Raw genomic sequence first — 11,637 nt, 5'->3', positions numbered from 1 at the left:
CACCTCCTCTTACTTGTCAAGGAAAGTACCTCGTGTCCCTGAGGCTACCCGCTCCGGGTGGAGGTGGGAAGAGCTGTCCGGGGGGAGGAAGGCAGCCCCCACACAGAGGGGCAGCGCGATCAGCGCCGCCAGGAAGATCAGGTTGTTGCCCGGGCTGTCAGTGCCCGTCAGATCGCTCCGGTGTGTCCACCAGACCACGATCCAGGAACCCCACCCCACGACCGATCCCAGGCAGGCCACCAGCCCGACGGTCAGGGGACCCGGGGTGTGCCGGCGCAGCAGCTGCACCCCGACGCCGAGCGCGAGGAGCATCCCCAGCGCCGAGACCACCGGCAGCGGCAGAACGTGGAAGAAGAACAGGATGAACACCGCGACCTGGAGGGAGGCGGCGCGCAGCAGGAGCCGCCGGTGCGTCATCAGGTGAGGATCGCTCCCACGATGCGTCCCAGGTGGCCCAGGTGCTCGACCTCGCTGGCCAGGAAATCAGGTCCGCCGGTACGTCCGACGACGAGCACCATGCCGGTGCCCACCAGCGGGGTGGCGGCCAGGGAGGAGTCGAGCAGGCCCCAGGACTCGGGGATCCACTCCTCGGTCTCCGCGTTGAGGATGCGGGCCGCGGTGACGTTGATGTCGACGGGCGCGGTGCCGTCATCCTCCGGCGCGGCCATCGAGCCGGCGACCCGGGAGACGGGGGTGCCTTCCCCGGTGTCGTCGAGGACGACGGCCCAGGAGGCGGTCATCGACTGCGGCGTCACCGTCACCAGGGACTCCATGGCGCGCGGGATGTCGCGGGCCTGGAGCGCGACCTCGGCGAGCATCTCGATCTGGCCGCGACGGTCGACGCGCCCGGAGAAGGGGCGGATGGAGTCGACCTCGACACCGTCGATGGTGTCGGCGGCGGTGATGAGGGAATCGACCATCGCGCCCTTGGGCAGGGACACGACGATGTCGTCCATGACGGTGCCGTCGTCGAAGGCCTCGACGACGTCGACGGACTCGATGTTGCCGTCGACAAGCCCGATCGCCTCCGCGAGTTGTCCGAGACTCCCCGGGACATCGGGGAGGAGGACGCGGATCAGATAAGACATGACGGGGAAGCCGTCCTTTCGGAAACTTATTGCAAGTGAGTGATCTCAAGCATAGATAACATCTCGCGACGGCTGTGCGGATACCTCAGATAAGTTTCCCGGAGGGCCCTGCAGTAGCATGGACGAAGTTCATTTAACGATGCGTAAAGGATGTAGTCCCCGTGTCCGAAATTTCGCGTGATGAGGTCGCCCACCTCGCCATGTTGTCCCGACTCGCCCTGAGTGAGGAGGAGATCAAGCTGTTCGCGGAGCAGATCGACGAGATCGTCGGTGCTGTCGCCGCTGTCCGGCAGGTCGACACCGAGGGGGTGGAGCCCATGAGTCATCCGCACTCGATCACCACCGCCATGCGTGACGACGTCCTCGTGCCCACCCTCACCGCAGAGCAGGCCCTCGACCAGGCGCCCGCCACCGAGGACGGCCGTTTCATGGTTCCGCAGATCCTGGGCGAGGAGTGACCCACATGACCACCTACACCGTGCCCGAGTCCGGGCTGACGTCCCTGTCCGCCGCCGAGCTGGCGCAGAAGATCCACTCCCGTGAGGTCACCTCGCGCGAGGTCGTCCAGGCCCACCTGGACCGCATCGCCGAGACCGACGGCGAGATCAACGCCTTCCTGCACGTCAGCGCGGAGGCCGCCCTGGCCGCCGCCGACGCCGTCGACAAGAGCCTCGACGCCGGGGAGGCCCCCGCCTCGCCGCTGGCGGGCGTGCCGCTGGCGCTCAAGGACGTCATCGTCACCACCGACGCCCCGACCACCGGCGCCTCGAAGATCCTCGAGGGCTGGATGAGCCCCTACGACGCCACCGTCACCCGCAAGCTGCGGGAGGCCGGCATCCCGATCCTGGGCAAGACCAACCTCGACGAGATGGCCATGGGTTCCTCCACGGAGAACTCCGCCTTCGGCCCCTCGAAGAACCCCCACGACCTGGAGCGCACCCCGGGTGGTTCCGGCGGCGGTTCCGCCGCGGCCCTGGCCGCCGGCCAGTCCCCGCTGGCCATCGGCACCGACACCGGCGGCTCCATCCGCCAGCCGGCCGCGCTGACCAACACCGTCGGCGTGAAGCCGACCTACGGCACCGTCTCCCGCTACGGCTTCCTGGCCGCCGCCTCCTCCCTGGAGCAGGCCGGCCCGGCCGCCCGCACGGTCCTCGACGCCGCGCTGCTCCACGAGATCATCGCCGGCCACGACCAGTTCGACGCCACCACCGTCCAGCGTGACCTGCCGAGCGTCGTCGACGCCGCCCGCGAGGGTGCCTCCGGTGACCTCAAGGGGGTCAAGGTGGGCGTCGTGAAGCAGCTCAACCGTGACGAGGGCTTCCAGCCGGGCGTGCTGTCCAGCTACCACGCCGCGCTCGACCAGCTCGCCGAGCAGGGCGCCGAGATCGTCGAGGTCGACTGCCCGCACTTCGACGACGCCCTGGCCGCGTACTACCTGATCATGCCGTGCGAGGTGTCCTCCAACCTGGCGCGCCTCGACGGCATGCGCTTCGGTCTGCGCGTCGGCGACGACGGCACCCGTTCGGCTGACGAGGTCATGGCGCTCACCCGTGCCGCCGGCTTCGGCCCCGAGGTCAAGCGCCGCATCATCCTGGGCACCTACGCCCTGTCGGTCGGCTACTACGACGCCTACTACCTGCAGGCCCAGCGCGTCCGCACGCTCATCGCGCAGGACTTCGCGAAGGCCTTCGAGCAGGTCGACGTCCTGGTCACCCCGACCACCCCGACCACCGCCTTCAAGCTGGGCGAGAAGGTCGCCGACCCGGTCGAGATGTACAACTTCGACCTGTGCACCCTCCCGCTGAACCTGGCGGGCCTGTGCGGCATGTCGGTCCCGTCCGGATTCGCCGAGGACACCGGCCTGCCGGTGGGCCTGCAGATCATGGCCCCGGCCTTCGCCGACGACCGTCTCTACCGCGTCGGAGCGGCCTACGAGGCCGGTCGCGACTAGGGGTCTCCGCCACTGTGGCGTGCGGCACATAACAATTCGTGCCGTGGGGTTCTGCTGCAGCAACCGCTGATGTTAGATTCTGTCAGCGGTTGCTGCTTTCCTCTTCCTGAGTTCCTGAGGGGGCGTGGCACCGTCACCCCGGACCGGTCATCCGACCGCCGGGGTCCGTTGTTTCCGGACGAAAGGCCTCTATGCCATGACCCTCCTGACCTCTGCCCCGACCGCCGCCGGCGTGATCGGGATGCCCGCCACCGCGGAGGTTGCCACCACCACCCCAGTCACTCCCGTATGCGCGGAGGCCGCCCGAGGCCCCCTGCGTCAGCTGCCGGTCCCGGAGCGGATCCACGCCTGCTACAGCACCCGTTTCGTCGGGGATGCGCTGGACGCGGACCGTGCCGCGTTCCACCTGGTGGCCGGGGAGGAGGTCCTCCCGCAGGCGGGGGACGTGGTCGTCGCGAGGGTCACCCGGATCCGCAGCCGCAAGCAGATCGAGACACCGGTCTCCCGGAAGGCGACCCTCTTCGAGGGCTCCCTGGTGCTGCTCGCCTACGGGCACCGCTACGCCGCCGACTTCTTCCTGGCGCACGTGCCGACGACGCTGGACCACTGCCACCTCGTGGCGGCCGGCGGCGTGGCCGGAGTGGTCACGGAGGTGCACGGGGCGGTCGACTCCCCGACGGAGATCGAGCCGCTGGGTCTGCTCGCCACCGCCGACGGCGTGGTCAACGTCGCTGCCTTCGGCGCTTACCCGAACCCGCTGGACACGCAGCCGCGGGAGGGGCGTCCGCGCGTCATCGCCGTGCTGGGCACCTCGATGAACGCCGGCAAGTCCACCGTGGTGGCCTGCCTGGTCAACGGCCTGAGCCGCGCGGGGCGCCGCGTCGGGGCGGGCAAGATCACCGGCACGGGCGCGGGCAATGACCGCATGCACTACCAGGATGCCGGGGCGCACGCGGTCCTCGACTTCACGGACTTCGGTTACGCGACGACCTTCCGCACCCGTTTCGACGACATCCGCGCGCTGACCGTCAACATGGTCAACGCCCTGGCGGACACGGGTGCGGACACCGTCATCGTGGAGATCGCCGACGGCATCTACCAGCGCGAGACCGCCCTGCTGCTGCGTGACCCGGTGTTCCACGCGAGCGTCGACGCGGTCGTCTTCGCGGCCGCGGATGCGCTCGGGGCCCGCGCGGGTGTCGCCGAGCTCATCGACGCCGGGCTGCCCGTCCTGGCGGCCTCCGGCATCATGACGCGTTCCCCGCTGGCCACCGTGGAGGCCCGCGAGGTGCTCGCCCAGTTCGGTGTCCCGGTCGTGGCCTCCCGCGACCTCACGGACCCGGAGCGGGCCCTGACGGTTTCGAAGCTGGAGGAGAACTCCTAGGTGATGGTAGGGTAGGCTTACCTAATCTGCCAAGGAGTGTCCCGTGACCCGTCCCACCCGTCAGCCCCGTCCACTCCGCTCGGCCACCGTCACCGGTGTCGAGCGGCTCACGGACGAACTCGTCCGCATCAGCTTCCACAGCCCCGACCTCATCGGTGCGGAACTGGAGCACACCGACCACTACATCAAGATCGTGTTCGGGGTGATGGTCACCCGCACCTACACCTTCCGCCGGATCGACACCGCCACAGGGCTTTTCGACGTCGACTTCGTCACCCACGGCGACCAGGGCCTCGCCGGGCCGTGGGCACAACAGGCCCGGGTGGGGGACACCATCACCTTCCGCGGCCCCGGCGGCGCCTGGCACCCGGAGGAGGGCTACGCCCACTTCGTGTTCGCGGGCGATGAGTCGGCGGCGCCGGCGATCGCGGCGGGCGTCGAGAAGCTCCCTGCCGGGGCCACCGCTGACGTGTACGTGGAGATCGCCGACGCCGACGCGACCTTCGCCATGCCGCAGCCCGCGGGCGTCACCCTGCACTGGGTGACCCGCGACGGTGCCACCCACGGCACCGCACTCTCGGAGGCCGTGCGGGCGGCCGGCATCCCCGCACAGCGCACGAGCTGGTTCATCCACGGCGTCGCCGAGATGATCCGGGAACTGCGCCGCTGGCTCTTCGCCGACCACGGCGTCGACCGCGGGGATGTGTCGATCTCCGGCTACTGGCGCCTCGGCATGACCGAGGACCAGTGGCAGGCCTCCAAGCGCGACTTCAACGCCGAGATGGAGGCGGAGCTGGAACGGGCGGGCGTGGAGAGGTAGCTACTTCAGGTCGGAGAGCACGCACGCCGCGCCACCGGCCACCGCGGTGACCGCGGCGACGGCCGGCCAGGCGCCGATCTTCTTGGCCAGCGGGTGCGAGGCACCGAAACCGCCGACGTAGAGAGCGGTGAGACCCGCGGTGGTGACCGGGTCGGTCTTGGCCAGCCAGGAGCGGACCGCCCACCCGCCGGCGGCGGCGAGGATCACACCACCCAGGGGACGGATGCCGGTCTCGCGGGCGGTCAGCCAGCCGCCCAGGAGGCCGAGCGACACGACGGCCGCGGTGGAGACGTTGTCAGGGGACTTGATGTCGATCATTGCCATGCGTCCACACTACGTCAGCCCCGCGGCCGGCCCCGCGCGGCCGGTGATGATGTGGATCTACCTCGCCTCCGCCGCGACGTCCATGCTGGGCAACGCCGTGGCCACCATCGTCTGGCCCTGGCTGGTGCTGGAACGCACCGGCAACCCCGCGGCCGCTGGCGTCGTGGCCGCCGCGATCGCCGTGCCCTCGCTGGTGGTGGCCTTCCTCGGCGGACACCTCATCGACACCGTGGGCCGCAAACCCATGTCCATCATCTCCGACATCATCTCGGGGCTCTCCGTCATCGGCGTCATCATCGTCGACCAGACGCTGGGCCTCACCATGTCGCTGTTCATCCTCCTCGGCATCATCGGCGCCGTCGGCGACATCCCCGGCATGGCCGCCCGCTCCGCCCTGGTCGGCGACGTGGCACGCACCTCGGGGCGGACCGTGGACGTCATCGCCGGACTCAACCAGTCCATCGGCGGCATGGCCTGGCTCATCGGCCCCGCCCTCACCGGATTCCTCATGGCGGCGCTGCCCGTCGAGGATGTCCTGTGGATCACCGCCGGCTGCTCCCTGGTGGCCGCCGCCCTCACCGCCCTCCTGCGGCTCATCCCGGTCCCCGCTGAGGAGGTCCACCTCGACGTGCCGGACCTGGGGGCCCTGCGCTCGTGGGCGGAGGTGGTCCGCCCCGCCCCCATCCGGCTGCTGGCCGCCGTCACCCTCATCTCCGCGGCTCTGGTCAGCCCCTACCTGGCCATCCTCATGCCCGCGCACTTCCAGTCCCAGGGGCAGCCCGTGCAGATGGGCATCGCCATGTCCGCCTACGCGGTGGGCATCATGATCTCCGGGGCGGTGGTGGCCGCCCGGGGGACGCAGCGCCGACGCACCCTGTGGGCGGTGGCGATGCTGTTCTACCTCCTCGGCTTCTCACTCATGGCCGCGCTGGGCCACACCGCGCTGGTCATCGTCGGCATGGCGGTCGCCGGGCTGGGCGGCGGACTCATCGGCCCCCTGCAGATGGTGCTGGTCACCGAGGAGACCCCGGAGCAGCTGCGCGGCCGGGCGTTCTCTGTGTTCATGGCCATCGGTCAGTTCGCCGCGCCGATCGGGCTCATCGCGGCCACCGGGCTGCTCACCCAGGTGTCCATCTACACCACGGCGGTGGTGCTGGCGGTGGTGTGGGCGGTCATCGCGGTGTGGGCTACCTGGCGGGGTGTACGGGTGCTACGGCCGCCGGGGGAGGGGGCCGCCACCACGGGTCAGGTGCACTGACCGGTGACATGACGGAGACCTCCCGTGTGGAACGGGAAGTGCCTCGATCCGCCCCGGCGTCGGCCCCACGTCACCAACGAGGCGGCCATCCACTTCGGTGAGCGCACGTGGGTGCTGCTCACCCGTCGGCGGAAGCACGCGCCTGCGCGTACATCTCCTCGTCGGTGAGCTGGCGGCGCAGCCACCCGCTCAACGACGGCGCCACCTCCTCCATGACGGAGAAGAATCCCTCGTGGTCGGTGGACCAGACGGCAGGGTCCTCCGGGCGGGCGTCGTCGGCGTTGATGAAGTGGTGGTTGGGGTAGCCGTCGCTGTAGGTGAGCAGCACGGCGCGGGAAGCCTGCGGATCGCCGAGCAGTTCCCGGAAGCCGACGAGGGCGTCCGGATGGTCCGCGGCGAGGTCGACGAGGGGGAAGTTCACGCCGATTCCATCCTCCCACTGGTGGGTGATGTCCCCGGCCTGCCATTCGTCATCGCACCAGCGCACGCCGTCGGGCAGGGTGTCGGTGACGGGGACGTCGGGAAGCGGGCCGTCGAGGGCGATGAGTGCGTCGACATCGGGGAGCCCGGATTCCTCCGGACGCAAGAAGTCGATTTCGTCGTTGCTGATGAGGCGCTTCGGGAAGCTCAGTGCCTCCACCCGGGTGAGGGCGTCGGCGTCGGCGGGCACGTGGCGCCATGTACCACCGAGGCGTTCGACCTGGGCGAGGACGGCCGGGGAGAAGGGGAGCATGGCGTTGACCCTACGGCGGCACCCGGCGCAGCGCATGGTGACCGTGCCACCGTGGGGACCTCGGCGGCGGGCGACGTCCTGCGTAGTTAGGGTGCCCTTGCCTGGGGTGGGATAGGGTGGCAGGCGATGAGAACCACCCCAGCAGACGAGACCGTCCTTCCCCTCGGCCAGGCGTGGCGTGCCCTGGCCGCCCTGTGCCTCGGCTTCTTCATGTCGCTCATGGACCAGACGGTGTTCGCCGTCGCCACCCCGGAGATCATGAAGGCCTTCGACGCCCGCCTGGACGAGGTCGTGTGGGTGACCTCCATGTTCCTGCTGTTCTTCGTCGTGCCGCTGCTGGTCACCGGGCGCCTGGGCGACCGTTTCGGGCAGCGCACCCTCTTCCAGGTGGGGGTGGGGCTGTTCACGCTCTCGGCGTTGGCGGCCATGTTCGCCCCGACCCTGCAGTGGCTCATCGTCGCGCGTGCCTTCCAGGGGATGGGAGCAGCGATCCTCGCCCCGCAGACCATGAGCGTGATCAACCGTGTCTTCCCCCGCGAGCACCGCGGCGCGGCGCTGGGTGCGTGGGGTGCGGTGGGATCGGTGGCCACGCTCGTCGGACCCGTGGTCGGCGGGTTCCTCGTGGGCACCTTCGGCTGGCAGGGGGCGTTCATGCTGCACCTGCCCATCGGTGTCCTGGCGATCCTGCTCGCCGGTGCCTGGGTGCCGCGCCTGCCCACCTTCGCCCGCGGCCTCGATCTGCTCTCCGTGCTCGTCTCCCTGGTGGCCATGGGGTCGCTGGTGGTGGCCGTCCAGCAGGGCCCGGTCTACGGGTGGCCCGTGTGGTCGTGGATCCTGCTGGCGGTCGGTGCGGCGGGTCTGGTCCTGTTCATCCGCATGCAGGCCACCGCGGGGCGCCGTGGTGTGGAGGCGCTCGTCCCGCTGCAGCTCTTCCGCAACCGCAACTACTCCCTGGGTGCCTTCTCCGTGGCCACACTCGGTTTCTCCGCGGCGTCGATGATGCTGCCGGTCATGCTGTGGCTCCAGGACGGGCGCGGTTTCACCTCCCAGCAGGCGGGCCTCATGCTCGTGCCCATGGCCGTCATCGCGGGTGTGGGGTCCCCGCTGGTGGGCCGCGCCGCGGACCGTGTCCACCCGCGGATCCTCTCGGTCGCCGGTTTCACCGCGATGATCGCCGGTGTGCTGGCCATCAACCAGATCATGCTTCTCGACGCCCCCTCCTTCTGGTTCCTCCCCGCCGCCGGTCTGCTCGGCGTGGGCAACGCGATGGTGTGGGCGCCGAACTCCGCCACGGCGATGCGCAGCGTCGACATCGCCTACATGGGGGCGGCCTCGGGTGTGTACAACACCACACGCCAGACCGGCGCTGTCATCGGCGCCGCCGCGGTGGGGGCGGCGATGCAGGTGGGTTCCGCCTCCCTCGGCCTGGTGCCGGGTCTGGCGGCGTCGTTGCTGCTGCCGGTGGCGGTGCTCGTCCCCGGTCTCATCGCCGTGGCGTTCTTCCGTGCTGATCACGTGCGGCCCGGCTAAAGTAGGCGTCATGCGTATTGCCACCCTCACCTCCGGCGGCGACTGCCCCGGCCTCAACGCCGTCATCCGCGGCATCGTCCGTACCGCCAGCTCCGAGTTCGGTTCCACCGTCGTGGGATACGAGGACGGCTGGCAAGGTCTGCTGGAGGACCGCCGCGTCGACCTCTACGACGATGAGCACATCGACCGCATCCTCCTGCGCGGTGGCACGATCCTCGGCACCGGCCGCCTGCACCCGGACAAGTTCAAGGCGGGCCTCGACCAGATCAAGGCCAACCTCGAGGAGGCGGGCATCGACGCCCTCATCCCGATCGGCGGCGAAGGCACCCTCAAGGGCGCGAAGTGGCTCTCCGACAACGGCATCCCGGTCGTCGGCGTGCCGAAGACCATCGACAACGACGTCTACGGCACCGACTACACCTTCGGCTTCGACACCGCCGTCGCCGTGGCCACCGACGCCGTCGACCGTCTGCACACCACCGCCGAGTCCCACAACCGCATCCTCATCGTCGAGGTCATGGGCCGCCACGTCGGCTGGATCGCCCTGCACGCGGGCATGGCCGGTGGCGCGCACTACACCGTGATCCCGGAGGTGCCCTTCGACATCTCGGAGATCTGCAAGAAGATGGAGCGCCGCTTCCAGATGGGCGAGAAGTACGGCATCATCGTCGTCGCCGAGGGCGCCGCGCCCAAGGAGGGCACGATGGAGCTCAAGTCCGGCGGCGTCGACCAGTTCGGCCACGAGATCTTCACCGGCATCGGCCAGCAGATCGCCGACGAGATCCACGCCCGCCTGGGCCATGACGTCCGCACCTCCGTCCTGGGCCACATCCAGCGCGGCGGCACCCCGACCGCCTTCGACCGTGTCCTGGCCACCCGCTATGGCGTCCGCGCCACCCGTTCGGCCCACCGCGGCGAGTTCGGCACCTGCGTGGCGCTCAAGGGTGAGCGTATCGAGAACATCACGCTGGAGGAGGCCGTCGGCACCCTCAAGACCGTGCCGATGGACCGCTGGGTCACCGCCCAGGCCATGTTCGGCTAGGTGCGCGACCTCAACCTCGACACCTGCCGTCTGCTCATCGTCGGCATCAACCCGGGTCTGCTCTCCGAGGCGGTCGACGCGCCCTTCGCCCGCCCGGGCAACCGTTTCTGGCCGGCGCTCCACGCCGCGGGCATCACGTCGATGCTCATCGACGCCCGCGACGGGCTCACCCCCGCCCACCATGCGGAGCTGCGCCGGCAGGGCCTCGGGTTCACGAACATCGTGCCGCGGGCCACGGCGGTCGCCTCCGAGCTGAGCCGGGAGGAGTACGTGGCCGGTGGCCGGGCGCTGGAGGAGAAGGTGGCCCGCCACCGCCCCGAGATCGTCATGGTCGCGGGGATCGGCGCCTACCGCCTCGCTTTCCGACGCCCCCGTGCCACCGTCGGCCTCCAGGAGGAGAGGATCGGTGGTGCCGAGACCTGGGTCGTGCCGAATCCCTCCGGGCTCAACGCCCACGAGACGGTCGATTCCCTGGCGCGGGCGTACCGCGAGGTGTGGGAGCGGCTGTAGCCCGACCGGAGAATGCTGCCAGGGCCCGGCGGTGGTTGCTAGAGGTGGGCCTCGCCGCTGAGGAGGATCCGCGCGGTGCGGGGGAGCGCCACCCACTCCAGCGTGTCGCCGTCCGCGGAGGCCGCGACCTCGACGTCGCCCTTGAAGTGCTGCAGGGTGAGTGCTTCCCGACGCCCCTCCAGCACGTCCTCCATGACGGTGCCGCCGAGCGCGACCGCCCCGGCGAGGGCGAGGATGCCCGTGCCGGGCAGGGCGTGGTGGATACGGCCGACGCTCGTCATGACGACGCGCAGGTGCTCACCCGGCGCGACCATGGCCACGCGGGGGATCACCGGGGAAGGGTCCAGTCCCATGACTTGACCGGCGGCGGTGCGTAGGCGTTCCAGGCGGGCGAGCAGGGCCGCATCGGAGTTGAGGGCCGCCATGCCGAGGGCGGGGTTGAGCCCCACATCCGCGGCGCGGACGATGACGACGGGGTTGGCGATGTCGACGAGCGAGACCTCCAGGCCGTCGACCTCGCTGCGGCGGCCGGCGGGGAAGATCTCCCCGCACTTCTCGCCGCCGGGGGAGAGGAAGCGCATGTCGACGCGGGTGTCGTCGAGAAGCACGAGCTCGAAGAGCGCCTCCGAGTTGAGGTTCCACACGCGTGCTCGGTCCCCGGCGAAGAGGCCGGTGTGGCGGGCGTAGTGGAGCACTGCGGAGGAGATGTTGCCGCAGTTGCCGGTCCAGTCGACGACGGCCTCGGTGGGGGAGACCTGCGCGAAGAGCGTCTCCAGGTCCGCATGCCCGGAGGGACCGACGAACATGACCTTGGAGTTGGAGCTCACGCCGCCGCCGAGGCCGTCGACCGCCTGCGGGTCGGGGGAGCCGATGAGACGCAGGCAGAGCTCGTCGCGTTCCGCCGGTGAGGACGGCAGCGCGGACATCGGCAGGAAGACGGCGCGGCTCGTGCCGCCACGGATGATGCTGACGGGGAGGGTGCGTGTGCTCATGGAGG

At 70.2% G+C, this 11,637-nt stretch carries 13 protein-coding genes; 8 read left to right on the top strand and 5 right to left on the bottom strand.

Annotated elements, in window-relative coordinates:
- Positions 1-9 precede the first annotated feature (9 nt).
- Together GXZ33_RS01285 and GXZ33_RS01280 are read right to left on the bottom strand one after the other, a co-directional pair.
- Positions 10-417 carry a hypothetical protein gene (locus GXZ33_RS01285; RefSeq protein WP_291339057.1) on the bottom strand — a complete coding sequence of 136 codons (408 nt, stop codon included), beginning with the start codon at positions 415-417 and terminating at the stop codon, positions 10-12.
- The gene (locus tag GXZ33_RS01280) at positions 417-1,088 is read right to left on the bottom strand and encodes an amino acid-binding ACT domain protein (protein WP_291339056.1); all 672 of its coding nucleotides are present in this window, start codon (positions 1,086-1,088) and stop codon (positions 417-419) included. Before GXZ33_RS01280 ends, GXZ33_RS01285 begins: the two co-directional genes overlap by 1 nt.
- 161 nt (positions 1,089-1,249) lie before the next feature.
- Between GXZ33_RS01280 and gatC the strand changes: the two genes are divergently transcribed.
- The 4 genes from gatC to GXZ33_RS01260 all read left to right on the top strand — a co-directional run bounded on the left by gatC (position 1,250) and on the right by GXZ33_RS01260 (position 5,243).
- Positions 1,250-1,546 carry an Asp-tRNA(Asn)/Glu-tRNA(Gln) amidotransferase subunit GatC gene (gatC, locus tag GXZ33_RS01275; RefSeq protein ID WP_291339055.1) on the top strand — a complete coding sequence of 99 codons (297 nt, stop codon included), beginning with the start codon at positions 1,250-1,252 and terminating at the stop codon, positions 1,544-1,546.
- A 5-nt stretch (positions 1,547-1,551) separates the two neighbouring features.
- Positions 1,552-3,039 (top strand): Asp-tRNA(Asn)/Glu-tRNA(Gln) amidotransferase subunit GatA, encoded by a 1,488-nt coding sequence (gene gatA, locus GXZ33_RS01270; RefSeq protein ID WP_291339054.1) that lies wholly within the window; start codon positions 1,552-1,554, stop codon positions 3,037-3,039.
- 196 nt (positions 3,040-3,235) lie between these two features.
- Complete coding sequence (locus GXZ33_RS01265; protein ID WP_291339053.1) at positions 3,236-4,423, top strand: DUF1611 domain-containing protein; 1,188 nt, start codon at positions 3,236-3,238, stop codon at positions 4,421-4,423.
- Between the two features lie 43 nt (positions 4,424-4,466).
- Positions 4,467-5,243, top strand: a complete 777-nt coding sequence (locus GXZ33_RS01260; protein ID WP_291339052.1) for a siderophore-interacting protein — start codon at positions 4,467-4,469, stop codon at positions 5,241-5,243.
- On the opposite strand, the gene GXZ33_RS01255 is transcribed toward GXZ33_RS01260, so the two are convergent.
- A complete protein-coding gene (locus GXZ33_RS01255; protein WP_291339051.1) occupies positions 5,244-5,567 on the bottom strand; it encodes a hypothetical protein in 324 nt (107 codons plus the stop codon).
- Here GXZ33_RS01255 and GXZ33_RS01250 point away from each other — a divergent pair.
- Positions 5,551-6,825 (top strand): MFS transporter, encoded by a 1,275-nt coding sequence (locus GXZ33_RS01250; RefSeq protein WP_291339050.1) that lies wholly within the window; start codon positions 5,551-5,553, stop codon positions 6,823-6,825. The genes GXZ33_RS01255 and GXZ33_RS01250 overlap by 17 nt on opposite strands.
- Before the next feature lie 118 nt (positions 6,826-6,943).
- On the opposite strand, the gene GXZ33_RS01245 is transcribed toward GXZ33_RS01250, so the two are convergent.
- The gene (locus GXZ33_RS01245; protein ID WP_291339049.1) at positions 6,944-7,558 is read right to left on the bottom strand and encodes a hypothetical protein; all 615 of its coding nucleotides are present in this window, start codon (positions 7,556-7,558) and stop codon (positions 6,944-6,946) included.
- A gap of 126 nt (positions 7,559-7,684) precedes the next feature.
- On the opposite strand from GXZ33_RS01245, the gene GXZ33_RS01240 reads away from it, so the two are divergent.
- From GXZ33_RS01240 to GXZ33_RS01230, 3 genes are read left to right on the top strand one after another with little or no spacing between them, the layout of a single operon-like run.
- On the top strand, positions 7,685-9,088 hold the full coding sequence (locus GXZ33_RS01240; protein WP_291339048.1) for an MFS transporter: 1,404 nt from the start codon (positions 7,685-7,687) through the stop codon (positions 9,086-9,088).
- A gap of 10 nt (positions 9,089-9,098) precedes the next feature.
- Positions 9,099-10,130 (top strand): 6-phosphofructokinase, encoded by a 1,032-nt coding sequence (locus GXZ33_RS01235; protein ID WP_291339047.1) that lies wholly within the window; start codon positions 9,099-9,101, stop codon positions 10,128-10,130.
- A complete protein-coding gene (locus GXZ33_RS01230) occupies positions 10,131-10,640 on the top strand; it encodes a mismatch-specific DNA-glycosylase (protein ID WP_291339046.1) in 510 nt (169 codons plus the stop codon).
- A gap of 38 nt (positions 10,641-10,678) precedes the next feature.
- On the opposite strand, the gene GXZ33_RS01225 is transcribed toward GXZ33_RS01230, so the two are convergent.
- The gene (locus tag GXZ33_RS01225; RefSeq protein ID WP_291339045.1) at positions 10,679-11,632 is read right to left on the bottom strand and encodes a PrpF domain-containing protein; all 954 of its coding nucleotides are present in this window, start codon (positions 11,630-11,632) and stop codon (positions 10,679-10,681) included.
- Positions 11,633-11,637 lie beyond the last annotated feature (5 nt).

This window comes from Corynebacterium sp. (genome assembly GCF_012838985.1).
Classification (GTDB): Bacteria; Actinomycetota; Actinomycetes; order Mycobacteriales; family Mycobacteriaceae; genus Corynebacterium.
This window is presented reverse-complemented; position numbering and strand designations above follow the sequence as displayed.

What these genes read in the sequence shown, in the direction of transcription:
- GXZ33_RS01285 (WP_291339057.1), bottom strand. Translation starts at nt 417, where the DNA reads ATGACGCACCGGCGGCTCCTGCTGCGCGCCGCCTCCCTCCAGGTCGCG.
- GXZ33_RS01280 (WP_291339056.1), bottom strand. Translation starts at nt 1,088, where the DNA reads ATGTCTTATCTGATCCGCGTCCTCCTCCCCGATGTCCCGGGGAGTCTC.
- gatA (WP_291339054.1), top strand. Translation starts at nt 1,552, where the DNA reads ATGACCACCTACACCGTGCCCGAGTCCGGGCTGACGTCCCTGTCCGCC.
- GXZ33_RS01265 (WP_291339053.1), top strand. Translation starts at nt 3,236, where the DNA reads ATGACCCTCCTGACCTCTGCCCCGACCGCCGCCGGCGTGATCGGGATG.
- GXZ33_RS01250 (WP_291339050.1), top strand. Translation starts at nt 5,551, where the DNA reads ATGTCGATCATTGCCATGCGTCCACACTACGTCAGCCCCGCGGCCGGC.
- GXZ33_RS01255 (WP_291339051.1), bottom strand. Translation starts at nt 5,567, where the DNA reads ATGGCAATGATCGACATCAAGTCCCCTGACAACGTCTCCACCGCGGCC.
- GXZ33_RS01245 (WP_291339049.1), bottom strand. Translation starts at nt 7,558, where the DNA reads ATGCTCCCCTTCTCCCCGGCCGTCCTCGCCCAGGTCGAACGCCTCGGT.
- GXZ33_RS01240 (WP_291339048.1), top strand. Translation starts at nt 7,685, where the DNA reads ATGAGAACCACCCCAGCAGACGAGACCGTCCTTCCCCTCGGCCAGGCG.
- GXZ33_RS01235 (WP_291339047.1), top strand. Translation starts at nt 9,099, where the DNA reads ATGCGTATTGCCACCCTCACCTCCGGCGGCGACTGCCCCGGCCTCAAC.
- GXZ33_RS01225 (WP_291339045.1), bottom strand. Translation starts at nt 11,632, where the DNA reads ATGAGCACACGCACCCTCCCCGTCAGCATCATCCGTGGCGGCACGAGC.